The 19,119-nt window shown below is 33.7% G+C and carries 16 protein-coding genes; 4 read left to right on the forward strand and 12 right to left on the reverse strand.

All coding sequences use genetic code 11. The features are described from left to right. Positions 1-4: 4 nt before the first annotated feature. On the reverse strand, positions 5-1,369 hold the full coding sequence (locus DES36_RS08205) for an SLC13 family permease (protein WP_113920741.1): 1,365 nt from the start codon (positions 1,367-1,369) through the stop codon (positions 5-7). Positions 1,370-1,686: 317 nt separating this feature from the next. On the opposite strand from DES36_RS08205, the gene DES36_RS08210 reads away from it, so the two are divergent. Further along, positions 1,687-3,600, forward strand: a complete 1,914-nt coding sequence (locus DES36_RS08210) for a GGDEF domain-containing protein (protein ID WP_113920742.1) — start codon at positions 1,687-1,689, stop codon at positions 3,598-3,600. Positions 3,601-3,699: 99 nt separating this feature from the next. On the opposite strand, the gene DES36_RS08215 is transcribed toward DES36_RS08210, so the two are convergent. Then, positions 3,700-3,912, reverse strand: coding sequence for a hypothetical protein (locus DES36_RS08215; RefSeq protein WP_113920743.1), 213 nt, complete (start codon positions 3,910-3,912; stop codon positions 3,700-3,702). A 253-nt stretch (positions 3,913-4,165) separates the two neighbouring features. Between DES36_RS08215 and DES36_RS08220 the strand changes: the two genes are divergently transcribed. Further along, on the forward strand, positions 4,166-5,773 hold the full coding sequence (locus DES36_RS08220; RefSeq protein WP_113920744.1) for a potassium/proton antiporter: 1,608 nt from the start codon (positions 4,166-4,168) through the stop codon (positions 5,771-5,773). A gap of 377 nt (positions 5,774-6,150) precedes the next feature. Continuing rightward, positions 6,151-8,157 (forward strand): sensor domain-containing diguanylate cyclase, encoded by a 2,007-nt coding sequence (locus tag DES36_RS08225; protein WP_148581887.1) that lies wholly within the window; start codon positions 6,151-6,153, stop codon positions 8,155-8,157. A 217-nt stretch (positions 8,158-8,374) separates the two neighbouring features. On the opposite strand, the gene DES36_RS08230 is transcribed toward DES36_RS08225, so the two are convergent. From DES36_RS08230 to DES36_RS08240, 3 genes are all read right to left on the reverse strand, one after another. After that, positions 8,375-9,637, reverse strand: coding sequence for a hypothetical protein (locus DES36_RS08230; protein ID WP_113920745.1), 1,263 nt, complete (start codon positions 9,635-9,637; stop codon positions 8,375-8,377). Between the two features lie 291 nt (positions 9,638-9,928). Next, complete coding sequence (locus DES36_RS08235; protein ID WP_113920746.1) at positions 9,929-10,159, reverse strand: glutaredoxin family protein; 231 nt, start codon at positions 10,157-10,159, stop codon at positions 9,929-9,931. Between the two features lie 108 nt (positions 10,160-10,267). After that, positions 10,268-11,152 carry an NAD(P)/FAD-dependent oxidoreductase gene (locus DES36_RS08240; RefSeq protein ID WP_113920747.1) on the reverse strand — a complete coding sequence of 295 codons (885 nt, stop codon included), beginning with the start codon at positions 11,150-11,152 and terminating at the stop codon, positions 10,268-10,270. 218 nt (positions 11,153-11,370) lie between these two features. Here DES36_RS08240 and DES36_RS08245 point away from each other — a divergent pair, with 218 nt between their 5' ends. Further along, on the forward strand, positions 11,371-12,180 hold the full coding sequence (locus DES36_RS08245) for a J domain-containing protein (RefSeq protein ID WP_113920748.1): 810 nt from the start codon (positions 11,371-11,373) through the stop codon (positions 12,178-12,180). A gap of 129 nt (positions 12,181-12,309) precedes the next feature. Here the strand turns inward: DES36_RS08245 and DES36_RS08250 are convergent, their stop codons facing one another. From DES36_RS08250 to hemW, 7 genes are all read right to left on the reverse strand, one after another. After that, complete coding sequence (locus tag DES36_RS08250) at positions 12,310-12,579, reverse strand: spore coat protein (RefSeq protein ID WP_113920749.1); 270 nt, start codon at positions 12,577-12,579, stop codon at positions 12,310-12,312. Positions 12,580-12,591: 12 nt separating this feature from the next. Then, a complete protein-coding gene (locus tag DES36_RS08255; protein WP_113920750.1) occupies positions 12,592-12,798 on the reverse strand; it encodes a hypothetical protein in 207 nt (68 codons plus the stop codon). 171 nt (positions 12,799-12,969) lie between these two features. Beyond that, positions 12,970-14,112 carry a molecular chaperone DnaJ gene (gene dnaJ / locus DES36_RS08260; protein WP_113920751.1) on the reverse strand — a complete coding sequence of 381 codons (1,143 nt, stop codon included), beginning with the start codon at positions 14,110-14,112 and terminating at the stop codon, positions 12,970-12,972. Between the two features lie 139 nt (positions 14,113-14,251). Then, a complete protein-coding gene (dnaK, locus tag DES36_RS08265; RefSeq protein WP_113920752.1) occupies positions 14,252-16,084 on the reverse strand; it encodes a molecular chaperone DnaK in 1,833 nt (610 codons plus the stop codon). A gap of 24 nt (positions 16,085-16,108) precedes the next feature. After that, the gene (grpE, locus tag DES36_RS08270; protein ID WP_170128241.1) at positions 16,109-16,660 is read right to left on the reverse strand and encodes a nucleotide exchange factor GrpE; all 552 of its coding nucleotides are present in this window, start codon (positions 16,658-16,660) and stop codon (positions 16,109-16,111) included. Positions 16,661-16,687: 27 nt separating this feature from the next. After that, positions 16,688-17,716 carry a heat-inducible transcriptional repressor HrcA gene (gene hrcA / locus DES36_RS08275; RefSeq protein WP_113920754.1) on the reverse strand — a complete coding sequence of 343 codons (1,029 nt, stop codon included), beginning with the start codon at positions 17,714-17,716 and terminating at the stop codon, positions 16,688-16,690. 102 nt (positions 17,717-17,818) lie between these two features. Beyond that, positions 17,819-18,955: a radical SAM family heme chaperone HemW gene (hemW, locus tag DES36_RS08280; protein WP_113920755.1), complete on the reverse strand. Its 1,137-nt coding sequence runs from the start codon at positions 18,953-18,955 to the stop codon at positions 17,819-17,821. Between the last annotated feature and the right edge of the window lie 164 nt (positions 18,956-19,119).

Consider the following 19,119-nt stretch of genomic DNA (forward strand, 5'->3'; position numbering starts at 1 on the left):
TCTCCTATCCAATAAAATTCCACCATGGTATATATAAAAGTGCTAGGACTAAAAATGTAACTGGCATCATGACTATCCCATTTTTAAACATAATCTTATCATCATAATAGCCCTTTCCTACTCCTATCATCATATTAGCATGATGATGAGGAAGTAAGAAGTGGATGTTTACCACAATATAATTTAATAGTACTATAACTGCTACACTATAACCACTTGCAAGACCGAGTGGGATAAAAAGCGGTAGGACTACTGAAAGCGTAGCCACGGCTGAACCTATAAGCACGTGAAGAACCATGGTAACTAGGGCCAAGGCTAGTAGGAAGAACGGTGAATCTCCTGGCGGAATAATCGCTTGTAGGTAGTCAAAGATTACTTGAGAAATTCCATTAGCCCCCATTACCTTTCCTATTGAAAAGGCTGCTGTTAAGAAGATTATAAACCTTGGATTGATTTCTTTTAGATCTTCCTTTGTTAAAATCTTTATCGCATACATAATAATTACTGCCACTAAGGCCACAAGCCATTCAGAGATGCCGTGGACTCCTACTGTCATCCAAAGAAAGATTACAACCAGCATAAGAATTGTTGGGATTCCTGTTTTCTTTCCTTCTATATCTTTTTCCTGCTTAGAAAAAACAATCATATCTGCATCAAATTCTGCAAGTTCCTTCCTAAAGATAAGCTTTGTAAGAAAGAAAGTAATCACACATAAAATAAGTGTTGGTACAAACATATGAGGTGTCCAGTTTCCAAAATAAAGCTCTGCCGTAGCCATCTGACCTCCGAAGCTAATAGCTGATTGATTTAAAACGATATCTCCATTTGAGAAGAGCATGTATGTTATTGAAACCGCCCAAAACACATTAAAGAGTAGGACTGGCTTTGTCTTAGAATACTTCTTATCATCGCTCAAGATGTTATAGAAGAATCTGGCTAGTATTACGCTCCTTGCAAAGGCTTGAGGAATTAGGAAAATTAAAACAATTCCTAAAATATAAGGAAGCACTAATAGGACATTTAGCTTGTAGCCTGTTTTTTCTAGTATCTTGCCAACTAGTTTTTCAACAAGGCCTGTCCTTGTTATCCCAACTGAAAGTAGGGATGTTGCCATAATAAGCAGAGCCGTATCCGACCAAATAAATCCTATAATTTCTGTGGGTGCGTTTTTACCAACTAGAATAAAGATAGATAAAAGGGCAATACTAGTAATAGATTTGTCGATTGCTGCAGTTGCCCATAAAGAGATTCCAGCTATTAAGGCTGTACTTAAAATCACCTGAGTCGCTGTAAAATCAAACGGATTTAGAGCTGCGTATATAGCACAAACTATGGCTATAATTGATAGACTTCTTTTCTTAATCTGCATTTTATCATCCTTTCCATTTCTAGCCTCGGATAATAAAAAAGACCCAAGGCTATGATATCTTTGAAATATCTCAGCTTGGATCTCTTAAAACAGATCACGGTGTTCGATAATTTTTTACATGTCGCAATTTTTACGACAGAGCAAAATTTTGCTTAAATTTATATTAACATATTGAAATTTCACATGCAAGAAATAAATTAAGAAGTATATGTTTTAGATAAAAACAGTTTTTAATTATAATTATAATAAAACTTAAAATATTTAAAATTAAGGCGATTATTATATAAGGAATGCTTTAACATCACGAGGTGAATTTGATGTATAAATACAAGCTACATATTATCATGATAATAATATTAATATCATTCATTTTTGGAGCGTGTTCTGCTCAAAGACCTGAGATTAAAACTATGGCTGAATCAGGTGTTATGGACTTAACCCGAGTGAAACTTGAAAATAGTGTCGTTCGTTTAGATGGTCAATGGGAATTCTTCTGGAATCAACTCATAGCTCCCGGTAAAGCTGAAACCAAGTCATCAAACGAGTATATTCAGATTCCCAGTTCATGGAATAAATACAAAGGAAATGAAGATCAATCAGGTTATGGATATGCAACCTATCGACTGCAATTTATAACAGCAGAAAATATCAAATTAGGTTTAAAGATTCCAAGGATGTTTACAGCGTATAAACTCTGGGTAAATGGAGAACTGATTGCTATAGCTGGAAAGGTAGGTGAAAATAGGGAGATAATGACTCCCCAATACATTCCTCAATTAGCGTTATTCGAATCATCTCAGGGAGTAAATGAAATTTTAATTCAGGTTTCAAATTTTCATCATCGCAGTGGAGGAATGCCGAAGAGTATAAATCTTGGCGGTGAAAAGCAAATTATAAAGTTACGAGATAAGAGTTTAGCAGCAGAGTTAATCATATTTGGAAGTTTGATATACATAGGAGCATATCATTTAGCATTATTCCTTTTTAGGAAAAAGAACACTTCGTCGTTGTATTTTGGATTGTTTTGTCTTTTAGTAGGAATGAGGACTCTGCTAGTAGGAGAAAGATTTTTCATGTATTTATTTCCTAACTTTAGTTGGGAGATTGCTCATAAGTTACAGACGCTTTCATTCTATTTCGGAGTCCCGTTGATATTACTATTTTTTATGTCGATTTACCCTCAATATTTTCATGCTAGAATAATTAAAATTGGTCAAATTATTGGAGCTATTTTTGGATTTTTAGTTGTTCTAACACCTGCTAGAATTTTCACGCCTTTCAATCCTATATACCAGATGTGGACTGTGTTTACAATTATATATATAATAGTAGCGTTAATCAAAATATGGATTCGCAAAGAAGATGGCAGCTGGTTTATAACTATAGGTGCATTGGTCTTATTAATGAGCGGTGCAAATGATATTATATTTCTTAATATATGGATGAATGATAATGGACCTGCATTTTTAAAGGCTTTGATAAGAACAGGCAGCCTTAGTTCTGTTGGACAATTAGTTTTTGCTTTTGCAAATTCTTTATTATTATCAAAAAGGTTTTCAGATTCTTTGGCACGAGAGGAAATTTTAACTGCAGAACTGACTGAAATTAATTCCAATTTAGATGAATTAGTATCTCAACGGACTAAGGATTTAGAAAAGTCAAAGGAAAAAATTGAACAACAAAAGCTTGAATTAGAAAAGATAAATAAAAACCTGAATCAGCTTTCATTCAAAGATTGCTTAACAGGAATATGGAACAGAAGAAAATATGATGAAACCATAGAAATCGAATGGCGCCGATGTTTGAGATATAAAAGACCTATTGCATTAATACTACTGGATATTGATTACTTTAAGCAATTTAATGATTTATATGGACATATGGCAGGTGATGAGTGCCTGATTAAAATCGGAGACACTCTTAAAAAATCATTGTCCCGTTCATCCGACATGGCAGCCCGCTATGGTGGAGAGGAGTTTATTGTGCTCCTGCCTGATTCAGGGAAAGAAGAGGCAATAAAAATTGCTACTATGTTACGGATAAATATCGAGTCCATTAAAATTCCTCATGAGAAGTCTTCAGTAAGTAATTATGTAACTGTGAGTATAGGGGTTACTTCTACGATTCCGAATAACAAATCGTCATATGACGATTTGTTTAAGGTGGTAGACAGAGCTTTATACCAAGCGAAAGACGCAGGTAGAAATCAAATTAAGTATTTGTCTCAATAACAAAGGATGCAATAGATGGCTCGATATAAACAATCTATCAGAGTTACAGATTATTCTATTGTAAAAGGTCACTAATCATTTTTTAGTGACCTTTTACATTTAGAGTAAAAATTGACTGAATATATCACTGATCATTTTAATCAAGTAAAGAAGCATTAATCCTATTACTACCGTAAAGATTGATTTTATAAATATATCACGTTTTTGCTTTATCTTACCTCTTTTTTCCTTTTCAGCAGCTTTCTTCTCTTCTAGATTTTTTCTCTTATCTACTTCTCTAAAATATTCTTTGATTAGTTCTTTTTCATCCAATGCCTACACCTCCTGCTTTTATATATTCAGCTTGTCTTCTTTTCATGCCATAAATTAATACATAAAAGAGAATCTCAAGAGTTTATACTATAATTAAATCAACAGAACAACTGCCTAAGGGCAGCTCTTTTGACCTTTTTAAACTTTATGATAGAATAAAGGTTGGAAAGAAATTAGTTCATCTAAACAATGAGGTTAAAATTTACAACCTCTTTAGATTTTTTTCATCATTATCTATCAGAAAGGAGTATATATGCAGTATTTATTTATCGGTGTTATTTTCATCCTAGCACTCTTTGCCATCCGATTCTCTAATAAACACGGGATACCTGCTCTGTTATTGTTTATTGCCCTAGGCATGATCTTTGGTTTACTAGGTCTTGAATTTGAGGATTTCGAATTTGCGGATAATTTTGCTACTATCGCGCTCATGGTTATCATGTTTTACGGAGGCTTTGGTACAAATTGGAATATGGCTAAGCCAGTTGCCAAAGAAGCAATTGTGCTTAGTTCCTTGGGTGTTGTTGCAACTGCCCTAGTTACAGGTTTATTTTGTCACTACATTTTAGGGTTTGAATTACTGGAGGGTATGCTCATTGGATCCATTGTGGGTTCAACGGACTACGCTAGTGTCTCAAATATATTACGATCAAAAAACTTAAACTTTAAATATAATACAGCACCACTACTAGAGCTTGAAAGTGGCTCCAATGACCCGACGGCTTATACAATGACTATGGTATTCTTATCTATAATCGTGGGATCAGAAGTATCTATTCCCATTCTGATTTTATCTCAGGTAGCTCTCGGTATTGTTATGGGTTTTGCCTTTGCATTTGTCATTGGGAAATTACTTCGAAATCTTCGACTTGAAGCAGACGGACTATACGCTGTCTTTATGGCTTCTGCTATGCTCATTACTTACGCATCTACAAGTCTTCTTGGCGGTAATGGCTACCTGGCTCTATATATTTTAGGTATTTATCTTGGTAATATAGAATTTAGAGGTAAGCGTGACATCGTCTTTTTCTTTGATGGATTTACTGAAATCATGCAGATTGGTCTATTTTTCATCTTAGGCTTATTGTCTAACTTTAAAGGATTTATTGAGACATTCCCAGTAGCACTTGCTATCATGTTGTTTATGGCCATTATCGCTCGACCATTGTCTGTTTACGGTTTGATGTTACCTTTCCGCCTCAAACGAAATCAATTAAATATGATTTCATTAGCAGGTATTCGGGGTGCTGCTGCCATTGCCTTTGCGATTATGGCTGTAAATAGTAATGCGGTAATCTCTGTGGATATTTACCATATTGTATTTGGTATCTGTGTACTGTCCTCATTGGTTCAAGGTTCTTTAATGCCACCAGCGTCAAAACGCTGGGATATACTCGATCCTAGTGATACGGTCTTAAAGACCTTTAATTACTATCAAAGCAAAGCAGAAATCGGCTTCTTACAAACAAGAATTCGCCCAGGTAGTAGCTTAATTGGCACTCAGATAAAGGATTTAAACCTGACATTTGACTTTATCGTGGCAAAAATCGAACGCAATAGAAAAACAGTTGTTCCTAGAGGACATACAGTCATTCAGGAAAACGACTTAATTATCATAGGCGGTGAGATACATTTTGATGAAAGTGGACAAGATCTTATCGAATTTACGATTCCAAGAGGTCACAAGTGGGAAAACCAATACATCAAAGACTTAGAATTGCCACCCAATCGCCTCATTATTATGGTACAACGTAAAGATAGTGACATCATCGTTCCAATTGGTGATACCTTGGTCTTGGAAGATGACAAAGTGATTATGATAAAGGTAGAACACGAGATTGAATTTCCTAGAGTGGATTAAATGAGCTCTTTACAAAAACAAGAGAATACTTTCAAAGACAAAAAAGATAACAATAAATTATAAACTTAAAATGCATTTTAGAGGATGGATAGTGAATCAATAAGCTATCCGTCCTCTTTTTACAAAAAAGTAAACATCTGTTATAATTTTATGGTAATAATACCATTAAAAATCAAAATATTCAGATATATTACATTTTATAACATCTTACGAAATGTGAGTTTAAAGCTATTACCTTCTATCCATAACCTTTTACCATAAAACGCTTATTTTAAAACCCAATAATCCGATACATACATATAGGGTCGTAGATTTTGTTTGCTATGACTATAAAATTATGGGATACTTATAGATCCTTCGAAAAGGAGCAAAGTCTTATGTCTGGAAAAATAAAGGAAATAATAGATCATATTATCAAAGAAAGGGCAAGAGGCAATCCTGTTATAGCAGAAATGACAAAGGCTAAATTAATCCTAAAGGGGATCTATCCGGATAAATACGATAGTAACGATAAGGATGACCCTGAAATTATTGAAAAATTAATTGAGATAAAGAAACAATTGAATGCAGAAGAATCTATTGAAGAGAGTTACAATCTCAAATCAGCCTTTTCAGTAAAAGAGACAGAAGAAGAGATTGTCTTAGAAATCCAAACCCAACTCATCAATATCGGTGCAAAAGTACTTATTTTCTTTGCCTCATCAGCCTTTAATCAGAACAAATTAAGCCAATTAATGCAGAATGCATTTGAAGATTGTATTGTATTTGGTTGTTCTACAGCAGGTGAAAGATTTAATGAGAAAATTTTGACCAATTCTGTAGTCGCTTTAGCCTTGAGCTCAAACTTAATTGCTGATGCCAAAGTCGAAGTGATACAGGGGTTAAATGGTAACTTTAATACAAAACAAACCTTTACATCTTTTGATAAATACTTCAATGAGAGTACCTATACCATGGATCCTACAAGATATGCTGGGATTGTGCTCATCGATGGGTTGAGTTTAAAAGAAGAAAAACTAATGGATGAAATAGGTAACCTAACCGATATTAATTTTGTCGGAGGTTCCGCAGGTGATAACTTAAAATATGAAAGAACGACTGTTTATGCGAATGGTAAAGCCTACAATGATTCTGCAGTCATCGCCTTATTAAAAATGCAAAAAAAAGCTGGATTTAGCATTATTGAAACCCAAAGTTTCAATGTACTAGATCCAATTCTAGTGGCGAATAAAGTCAATGTAGAATCTCGTGAAGTTATCGAGTTTAACCATAAACCTGCAGTACAAGCATATGCAGATGCACTTGGCGTACTTTCCCCCAAAGAGATACCTAAATATTTTTTAAGCCACCCTGTAGGGCTTGTTATTGATGAGAATAATGTTTTAGTTCGAAGCCCTCACAAGGTCATTGGTTCGAACATAAAATTTTTCTGTAATATTCTGAAGGATATGGAAGTTCGATTACTTGAGGACGGAGATATTGTCAAAGAAACTCAAAAAGCAATAGAGCAGAAAAAAAAGGTTTTAGGGAAAAAGATAGCAGGCATCTTAAGTTTTGATTGTATTCATCGTCGAGTTGAGCTAGAAAACAAGAACTTAGTGGAACAATACGGTGAACTATTTGCAGATATTCCTACAATAGGTTTCTATTCCTATGGTGAGGTTCATATAGGACATATGAATCAAACGGCAACAATGTTAATTTTTGAATACAATAGCTTGAATCACAATGTTCGCCAAGAAAACCGTTTATTGAGTAAAGAAAAACAGCGTCTAACCCAAGCGAATCACGACTTAAAAAGAGAAGTCTTTGAGCTTAAACGCAAGCTCAAGTTAGCTACTCGGGCATTAAAACAATTTAACATTGCCTTAGAAGCAGAAATCAATGAGCGGACAAAGCGAGAAGAGGAGATAAGGTATTTAAGTTATCATGATGAATTGACAGGGCTCTATAATCGTAGGTTCTATGAAGAAGCTATTAAAAATTTGGATACTAAAACAAACTTACCCATATCGATTATAATAGGAGATGTCAATGACCTAAAGATCGTTAATGATACCTTGGGACATGCTAAAGGAGATGAACTCCTACAAAAATCAGCAATGATTCTTAAAACAGCATGTCGAAAAGAAGATGTCATTGTTCGCTTTGGAGGCGATGAGTTTATCATTTTGTTATCACAAACTTCCAAAGAGGTAGCCCAAGAGATTATTAGACGCATAGATCAACTTTCTTCTAAGCAATTTGTGAATAGTTTTCCTATTAGTATTTCCTTTGGCTGGGATGCAAAGGAAAACTCTGAAGAAAATATTTTAGAAGTACTCAATAACGCCGAAAAATCAATGTATAAACGTAAAGCTCTCTATAAAAATGAGATATTATAGCATATTAGATCTTCCCCTCAAGAAGGTATCGCTGTGCCTTTGGCACTTCAGCCATCAGTGCAGGGTCAAGCCTTACGGGTCAAAGATTCAATTACATATAAAGAGGGCTTAAATAATATCTAAGTTCAAAAGTATAACTTTGCTATTACATAAAGTTATATACCTCGCCTTTAGGCGAGGTATATAGGGTGGTTTAAGCATATGAAATACTGCAGGTTTACTGTTTTTCACTTAAATTAGTTGCTATACTTTTCATTTTTTCTTCAAACTCTTTATAAAATGGAAGCCGAACTTTAGAATAAGACTCTAATTCTTTATATAATTTACGAGATATGAGCTCTGGATTTCTCCCTACTGCCTCCATAATCATCATTAGGGTGCAGTTTCTTATGACTTCTTTCATGAAAGACATCATCTGAGTATCCAATTGCCCTTCTGTATTGATCTTAAATATATAAGAAATGAGCTTAATTACTTCGTAATCAATTTGACTTTTATCTTCTATAGTGCTAAACAAAGTCTGATGCTTGTCTTTTTTATCATCTTTAGCATCTTGAAGATCGTCGAGAAGTTGAAGGAAGGCCCCATAGGCAAAAGCAAAATGCATTTCGTCCATATTTAAATTGCCTTTCACCAAAAAAGCATCTGCTAAAACAGAAGTGCCACCTTTAAAAAAGCTTATGGAAAGAATTTGATCAGAAGTTAAAAACTGCTCTTCGTCCTGTTTCATGCTTTTTATCTGAGCTTCCTGTATAAGATATAGGCTTTGAAAAACTTCAGGATATGTATCTCTTGAATATTGGGTTTTTATTTGATCTACTAAAGAAAAAACCCTTTCTTCAATGGAATTTGTAGGTGATAATTCTTCTCCATTTAAAACTTTAGACAATCTTTTGTTGAATTCTACTTTTTCTTGTACTTTTACTTTTGGATTGTCTAGAAAATTATCTGTATAAGGATAGAGCATGCTATAAGCGTAAACGGAAGGAGTCAATTCAAGAGAAAGGCCCCAGAAAATTTGAAGGCTATTCATGATCCATACGTTTCTTATGGCTTGAAATATTTCTTCAGCTTTTAATTGAGAGTCTTCTTCTTTAGCATCTAGAATGAACTCTTCAGCAATATTGAGGTAACCTTGTTCCATAAAGAATTCTAAAAAAGGTCTATCAAATAACAGCTTTCTTTTATCCATCTCCAGCATAAAATCCGTAACAATACATTTAATTTCTTTCATCTCAGGCGAATTAAAATCTGTATAGGAGTTTAATTCTTTCTGGACCTTTGTTTTGTAAGGTTCTGTATCCCTTATAAATTTGTCAAACAATCTTTTGATTTTTCTTTCATTCCATAGTTTTTTTATAAGTGATATTTTCCTAAGCTTCTTTAACTGACATTGATCACTACCAAAATATTCATTCATAGCACAGTTAAGCAGAACATCTATTGGTATTATATGTTCATTCTGCAAAATGTTTTTCATAAATAACCCCTTAATTTATTCATTTAGTAAGTACCCTCAGAATTATACTTTACTCATTATATCAAATAAAGAATACCAAAATCGTCATTACTACTTTTTTTTAAAATTCGAATTGGAATGATATTAATTATTATGCTTAAAATGAGCAATATAAATATAATGAGATTATTATTAAAAGAACTTGCCGACAAAGTTGACCCTTTCAACTTTCCAGCATACTAACCAAGTAATAAAAAAGCTCCAAGCCCTATGCTTTTACATAGAACTTAGAACTTACATCTTACAACTAAATTACAGATTTAATAATTTTGCTATGTTCTTTTGGTCAAAACCTACTATGATATTTCCGTCAATATCTAGCACTGGTACGCCTCTTTGACCTGATTTTTCGATCATATCTGTAGCTGCTTCACGGTCTACAGACACATCATATTCTTGAAATGCGATATTATTTGCCTTTAAGTAATCTTTAGCCTTTACACACCATGGGCAGGATGGTGTTGAATATACTTTTACACTCATTTTATTTCCTCCTATTTAAAGCATATTTATTCTTATGTTTATAATTACCTTATTATATTATTCCACAAAATAAGTTATTTCAAACACATTGATATTAAATAAACGCTTTTAAGGTTTCTTCTTTCTCAAGTAGCTTTTTACTTCTTGGCCAGCAGTTGCCCCTTCACCTACTGCAGTTGCAACTTGAGCTAATCCTCCAGTACAATTTCCTGCTGCATATACTCCTTCAATATCCGTTTCTTGCTTTCTATTGACGATAATATCGCCATTTTCAATTAGTACTCCTAAATTTCTAGCAAAATCAGTAGATGATGCAGAACCATATGCTACAAACAAGCCTTCCACTGCTTCTTCTGTACCATCTTGAAATCGTACTTTCTCTAAAAATTGGATTCCTTCAACGGATTGAATCTTTTTATTATTTATTATAATATTTTTCTCCTCTAAATATTTTGCGCTTTCTTCACTAATTTGTAGGCCATTTCCATTCGTATAAAGTACTCTATTAGATGTAAGAGGTTCAAATTCTTTTAATTCATGTACAGCATAATCCTTGTATCCTAATACCCCTACCTTTGCACCATTGTAAAAATAACCATCACAGGTAGCACAATAATGAACACCCTTTCCCTCGTATTCATCAAGCTTTTCTACTGGTACTTTGATCTTGGATTTTCCTGTAGCTAAAATAATCGATTTTCCTTGATAAACATTTTGGTCTGTAGATACCTCAAAAATATCATCGATATTTTTTAAGCCAACTACTTCTGCATCTACAATATCTGCGCCGAAACTTCTCGCCTGCTCTATACCTATGTCAATCATTTCCTTACCAGATAACTTAGGGATAAAACAATAATTTTCAATAGTTGCAGCCTTTGATAAATCTCCTTCTTTTCCCAAAATCAACGTTTTTAAATTACCTCTAGCCGTATATAATGATGCAGATAAACCTGCAGGGCCTTTTCCAATAATAATGACATCGTATACCATATTATCTCTCCTTTATTTGTCTTATATGATTATTATTATACTATTTACCCAAAACAAAACAAATCAAATGCTTACTTCTATAATTTTCTTATTGTTAATAAATATTTAGATCACAAAATGAAGAACAAAAGCAAAACCATCTTACTATTTAAGTGTATAAATTATCCCTATTTTTTGATATAATTGTAGAATTAGCGAAATGAGAAGGAATGACTTATATGAATCCAATAAAAAAATTATCTGGTAAAATACTGCATGCTTTTACCAGTGTGCTTTCCGCAATATTAGATGTATTAATAGGTATTATTGATTTTATAGTAAATTTGGTAAGTACCATTGCACAAGGTTTGTTGGCGTTGATCAGTATGGGCGGTTGCTTAATTGCCTTTTTCCTGCTTGGTCCCTATGCTTTATTATTACTTGCCAATCCGGCAATAATTTTGGCTATATTGTTTTTTGTTATATTTCCTATCCTCGGTACTAAATTTGTATCCTTTTTAAAATACATTAAGTATGCAAGTACAGAATTTTTATTTGATCGTGCCAATAATCTCATGTACGGCACTAAAAACAAATACGAAACCTTTTCAGAATACGGTTATGGCTATAAAAGAGAGCAAGAGGCTAAAAGACGAAAAGAACAACAAGAGAGGCAATATCAGCAACAAAAGGAGTGGGAAGAAAAATTTAAACAGTGGCAAAGCTACCAGAATTCCCAAAGAACTTATCATGGACAAGGAAATTATGGCGGTTATAGACAAAACACAGGGTATGGCAGTCAATCATATATTAATCCTAGCATTGAATTTAAGAAAAAATATGAGGAAAGCTGTAGCATCTTAGGAGTATCCTATGAAGCAGATAAATACGAAATTAAACTAGCTTATCGTAAAAAAGCTAAAGAATATCATCCTGATATTAACAAATCACCTGATGCTACAAAGATGTTTCAAAAGATCAATGATGCTTATGAGTTTTTAAGTGAAAGTAATATAGATCGATACAAAAAGATAGTCGCTAGACCTTAGACGCTAGCTTTTTATTTACATCATCTCAAAATAACTCTCTTAAGCTCACTATGCTGCCTTAGTAGCAAAATGCTAGAGACTTTTGACTAAAGACTAGAGTCTAAAAAAGCTGCCAAAAGGCAGCTTTTTTTATTGCATCATTTCGTTCATCATTTGTGAGCTTTCTGTTTTTAATTCTTGTACCTCTTGGCTGTTTGCGTCTTTTGTTTTGTACCAGCCTTTTTGTTTCATACAATCAAATACTTTATATTCAACTTCTTGCGCTCCTCTAAAATTCCCTAATAAAGTATTTCTTAAGTTTTGGCATGAGCTCTCTGTTATGCCAGTACCGTAAGCACCTAATGCTTGTTTTTCAGTAGTTAATAAGTCTTGTAGTATATCTTTATCTCCAAAATTCATTCTTCTTCCTCCTTATTGATGAGAATCTAAATAGCTTTTTAAACTGTTGAAGTTGTTTTTGTGGATTTGACAAGCTTCTGTACAAAGAGTTTTAATTTGAGAATCGGAACATTGACTCGAGTACATTGAGTATTTTTTGTGCAATAATGCTTCGTGTTCCATAGAATCTTTTAAGATTTTTAGATTGTTGCTTTCGATTTGTTTGCTTTGCATAGACATTTTTTGTTTCCTCCTTATATCAATATCAATAGTATTGTTTGCAATAAACACTCTATTATAAATGGTAAAATCTTCATTTAAAAGTAATCAATACATAAAAAAAGCCAATGAGCCCATCTTCTAGTGAGTTCATTGACTTTACTATTGCATCAAAATACTATATATAACTTTTTAACTAAAATAATCCTTTATTTTATCCCAAAAACCTTTTGTCTCTTTCGTAGCATCGGAGCCAGTGACTTCGCCAAATTTTCTTAAAATGTCTTTTTGTTCTTCATTTAAATCTGTTGGTACTTCAATTTTAATTTGTACGTATTGGTCTCCTTTTCCGTAGCCATTAGGATTGCTGACCCCTTTTCCCTTTAATCTAAAGATTTTATTGGGCTGAGTACCTTCTGGAATGGTGAACTTCACTCTTCCTATGGCTTTTTTCTTTTCGTCTAAGGATGGAATTTCAATTTCGTCACCTAATGTAGCTTGAATAAAAGTTATAGGGATTTCTGAGAAGATATCATTATTTTCTCTCGTAAAGAAGGGATGGGAATCTACGCTTATGTAAACCAATAAATCGCCCCTACTTCCACCATTAGTGCCAAGCTCTCCTTCTCCTCGAAGTGGCAATATAGATCCATTATCTACACCTGCTGGTATATTTAAATGGATTTTTCTCGTTCTCTTTTCTGTACCCTTTCCACTACAATTGCTACATGGTTTAGATATGGTCTTACCTTCTCCATGGCATTTATCACAAGTTCTTACAGATTGCATTACGCCAAAAGGAGTTCTTTGATTCACTCGGACTTGACCTGTTCCATTACATTTGTCACAGGTATGAATATCACTCTCATCTTGAGCGCCTTTACCATTACATTTAGAACATTCTTCATTTCGATTGATCTTAATGTCTTTTTCAACGCCAAAGACTGCTTCTTCAAAAGACAAATGGATATTTACTTTTAAATTTGGGCCCATTTGAGGACCATTTCTTCTGCCTGAAGAAGAAAATCCTCCACCACCAAACATATCAAAAATATCGCTAAAGATATCGTCAAATCCTCCGCCACCAAAGCCACTATAGCCACCATTGCCATTGACACCTTCATGACCAAATTGATCGTATTGACTTCTTTTTTGTTCATCACTAAGGATTTCGTAAGCTTCGCTTACCTCTTTAAATTTTTCTTCTGCTTCTTTGTCTCCAGGGTTTCTATCTGGATGATATTTCATTGCCTTTTTACGATAGGCACCTTTTATATCTGAGTCTGAGGCACTTTTATCTACTCCTAATACCTCATAATAATCTCTCTTGCTCATATCTACTCTCCTTACTTCGCAAATTTAGTGGTAGTTGTTCCTAAAATCAATTAGAAGCAACTACCACTAAATTTGTACATTTAACCACACACAACCAAAGCTTTGCTTTGGTTGTGTGGAAACTTCCCTTTATATTTTATTACTTATTATCGTCATCGTCAACAACTTCATAGTCTGCATCTACTACATCATCTTGAGCTTGGCCTTGTGGTCCTTGACCTTGCCCTTCTGCTTCACCTTGTTGGTATAATTTAGAAGCGATAGGATAGAAGGCTTCATTAACAGCTTCTGTTGCACTCTTAATAGCTTCTACGTCTTCCCCTTCTAGCTTTTCTCTTAAATCTTTAATCGCATCTTCTACTTTTGCTTTTTCATCTGGTGTTACTTTATCGCCTAATTCTTTTAAAGATTTTTCGATTTGATAAATAGTAGAGTCTGCAGTATTTTTCGCTTCTACTGACTCTTTTCTCTTTTTATCTTCTTCTGCAAATCTTTCTGCTTCTTGGACAGCTTTGTTGATCTCATCATCGCTCATATTTGTAGAAGATTGAATCACTACATTTTGAGATTTCCCAGTTCCCATATCTTTAGCAGATACATTGACGATACCATTCGCATCGATATCGAATGTTACTTCTATTTGTGGGATTCCCCTTGGAGCTGGTGCAATTCCTGCCAATTGGAATCGTCCCAATGTCTTATTGTAAGCAGCCATTTCTCTTTCACCTTGTAATACGTGAATGTCTACTGCAGTTTGATTATCTGCTGCTGTAGAGAATACTTGGCTCTTCTTAGTTGGAATTGTAGTATTTCGTTCAATTAATTTTGTAAATACGCCACCCATCGTTTCAATACCTAATGACAATGGAGTTACATCTAATAATAATACGTCTTTTACTTCACCAGCTAATACACCACCTTGAATCGCTGCACCGATGGCAACGCACTCATCAGGATTAATGCCTTTGTCTGGATCTTTGCCGACGATTTTCTTAACGGCTTCTTGTACTGCAGGGATTCTAGTAGAACCACCTACTAAGATTATTTTATGAATTTCATTTGCAGATAAACCAGAATCCTTTAAAGCATTATTTACTGGTCCTTTTGTTCTTTCTACTAAATCTGCAGTAAGTTCTTCAAATTTTGCTCTAGTTAAAGTAATATCTAAATGTTTAGGTCCTTCTTGAGTAGCTGTAATAAATGGTAAATTAATATTTGTAGTCATTACTCCTGAAAGTTCAATTTTTGCCTTTTCAGCAGCTTCTCTCAATCTTTGTAAAGCCATTTTATCGTTTCTTAAATCAACACCATTATCTTTCTTAAACTGATCTGCTAAGTAATCAATGATTTTTTCATCAAAATCATCTCCACCTAGGTGATTGTCTCCGTGTGTAGAAAGAACTTCAAATACACCATCACCTAATTCTAATACAGAAACGTCAAAAGTACCACCACCTAAGTCAAATACCATAATTTTTTGATTGCCTTCTTTATCTAATCCATAAGCTAAAGCTGCAGCAGTTGGCTCATTTATGATTCTTAAAACTTCTAAACCTGCAATTTTACCTGCGTCTTTAGTTGCTTGTCTCTGGCTATCACTAAAGTATGCAGGAACAGTAATAACTGCTTTGCTTACTGTTTCGCCTAAGTATGCTTCTGCATCTGATTTTAATTTTTGTAGAACCATAGCAGATATTTGTTGTGGTGTATACTGAGTAGCATCAATATTTACTTTATAATCTGTACCCATATGTCTCTTTATGGATGCGATAGTCTTTTCAGGGTTGGTAACAGCTTGCCTTTTTGCTACCTGACCAATTAATCTTTCACCGTCTTTAGAGAAAGCAATCACTGAAGGTGTGGTACGGTCTCCCTCTGCATTGGCAATTACTACTGGTTCTCCACCTTCTAATACTGCAACACATGAGTTTGTTGTTCCTAAGTCTATACCTATAATTTTTTCTTTACCCATTAATTTATTTCCTCCCTAATTACTTTATTTTTTACAAATCTTGACCATTGCAGGTCTAAGGACTTTTTCTTTGAATTTATACCCTTTTTGATAAACTTCAATGATATGATTATCTTCAATATCCTCAATATTATCTACAGCAACACCATGATGCCATTGGGGATCAAATTCTACATTTTCAGTTGGAATCTCTTCTAAGCCTTCATTATTAAGCACTGTAAACAATTGATTCATTACCATTTTGACTCCATCTACATATCCATCGCTAATTTTAGCATCTTCTATAGACTGAATTGCTCTCTCCATATTGTCTATAACTGGTAGAAGTTTTTCAGAAAAATCGCTTAAAGCATATTTGTGGATTTCCTCTTTTTCTTTAATTGTTCTCTTCCTAAAATTGTCAAAATCAGCTTGCAATCGAACGAGCTTATTTGAAAGTTCTTCCTTTTCTTTGCTAACAGATTCTGTAGATGAAGTTTCCTCTTTTTTTTCAGTTGCTTCTTCTACATCTAGATTTTCTACTATTTCTTCAACTTCTTCTTGAATTTCATCTCTTTTAATTTCCTCTTTATCCAATCCTATCACCTTTCAAAGTAAAATAATCTATTGCTGATTGATTTGTTCATTTAACTGTTCTGTTAAAAATTTCAAGACAGAAACAACCTTGTCGTAATTCATTCGGATAGGGCCTACAACTCCAATGGTCCCCAAATTTTCTCCATTAAACTGATAGGTGGCAGTTAGCAAACTGTAATCTTTAAACTCTGACAAACTGTTTTCCTCGCCAATAATAATATTTACTCCATTGGAATAACTTTTTAATAATTCAGAGATAATTCTTTGATCTTGAAAAACCTCTAAGAATTGTTTTACTTTATCAATATCGTTAAATTCGGGATATTTGAGCATATTTGTTACACCTGTAGCAAATACTTGGTTACCATCGTCAGGACTTAGAGTCAGCTCTTGTAAAATACCTATAAGCTCCTGTAGAGCTTCATTCTCTTTTATAGATAATTCATGTAAATGGCTATTTAAATCATCGCCAACTTTGTTAATATCGTAATCCGTTATAATGTAATTTAGTATATTAGTCAACTTAATTAATTCAGCTTGATCTAATTTGTATGGTAATTTTATCTCTAAATTCTTGACAATATTTTCTTTTGTTATAATAACCATTACGATTCTTTCATCTTGTATAGGCAATAACTGAATCAATTTATAGTTTAATGACTTTATTTCTGGAGCCATCACTAAAGAAGTGTAGCTTGTCAATTGAGCTAATAATTTTGCAGTGAGCTGGACGGATTTTTCAATTTGCTCTACATATTGTTTATAACTATCTCGAATGGATTGTTCTAACTCTATATCAAGTTTTTGTACCGTCATGAGTTGATCTACGTAAAGGCGATACGCTTTTTCAGAGGGAATTCGACCTGCAGATGTATGGGGCTGTATAAGTAAACCCAAATCTTCAAGATCACTCATTTCATTTCTTATAGTAGCTGCACTCACCCCTAAATTATATTTCTTTGCTATAGTTCTTGAGCCAATAGGCTCTGCATTTAAAATATAATCTTTAATGATCGCATTAAGAATTTTAAGTTTTCTCTCTTTCATGTTTTCCATTCTTCCACCTCTTTGTTAGCACTCATTATCATCGAGTGCTAACTCTATAATAAAAATATCACTTATCGGCTTATTTGTCAATAGTCTTTCCATGATTTTCTATTAGGATTTTAGGAAACTCATAAAGACTTTATTAGCAAAATCTAAGCCTAATTTACTCAATTTTATTTTTCCTCCGTCTATCTTTATCATACCTTGATTATACAAATCTTTTAATTCATTTTTGTATTCTTCAAAGATACTATTTTTATAAAGAATTTGATAATCTTTGTCATCTATTCCTTCCGTTTTTCGAAGGCCTAAAAAAATAAATTCCTCTTTTTTATGATCTAGAGAAAGAACATCCTCAATTTTGCAGATAGATAGATTGTTTCTTATCTTTGCAATATAATGATCCATATTTTCTTCATTGTAGTACCGAATACCTTCGTAATAAGAATGGGCACCTAAACCAAAACCAATATAAGGTTTTACTTCCCAATAAACTAGATTATGTTTACATTCCATATTTGACTTAGAAAAATTTGAAATCTCATATTGAGTGTATCCTCTTCCTGTTAAGTACTCTACTGCATAATGGTACATCTCTCGATCTAAATCATCATCTAAGATGAGTTTGTTATTTTGTGCCCTCTCATATAATACTGTGCCCTCCTCAATTTTCAAACTATAACAAGAAAGATGAGTAGGATCTAAATCACATACTTTTTCTAGAGTTTCTTTCCAATGTTCTAAAGTTTGATTTGGCAAATTAAAAATTAAATCTACATTTATATTATGAAAACCAGCCTCTTTTGCTTCCATAAATCCTTTAATAAAATCTTTTTGGCTATGAATTCGCCCAATTTCTTTTAAGAGTTCATCCTGCCAACACTGAAGGCCCATGCTCAATCGATTAATTCCAGATTTTCGATACTCTAAAAGCTTCTCTTTGTCAAAAGTTGCTGGATTGCTCTCGATGGACACCTCTGCTGTTGGTGATACAGAGAATTTTTCTTTGATAAGATCCATCGTTTTACTAATATAATCAGGTGGAACCACCGTAGGGGTTCCACCTCCAATAAAAATGGTCTGCACTTGTTCATTAGAGTGTACTGGCGCACATCTTTCTATTTCTTTGTATAAGGATTCAAAATAAAGGGAAATTTTATCTTTTTTAGACGAAAAGGATAGAAAATCGCAATAATAACATTTGTGTGCACAAAATGGGATATGAATATACAAGCTTAAATCCTTCATCTTATCCTCCTTTTCCAAAAACGATGACTTTTGATTTATTTTTTGATAGAAACGTTCTTCTTTTTAACTCTAGCTACTAATTAAGTCATTCTACGTGCAAAAGCCAGATTTGGACCCGCATAGCTCATCCCTATAGCACTAGTGACTGGCGGCTGATTTCTGAT

The organism is Alkalibaculum bacchi (assembly GCF_003317055.1).
In the GTDB taxonomy this organism is placed as follows: domain Bacteria; phylum Bacillota; class Clostridia; order Eubacteriales; family Alkalibacteraceae; genus Alkalibaculum; species Alkalibaculum bacchi.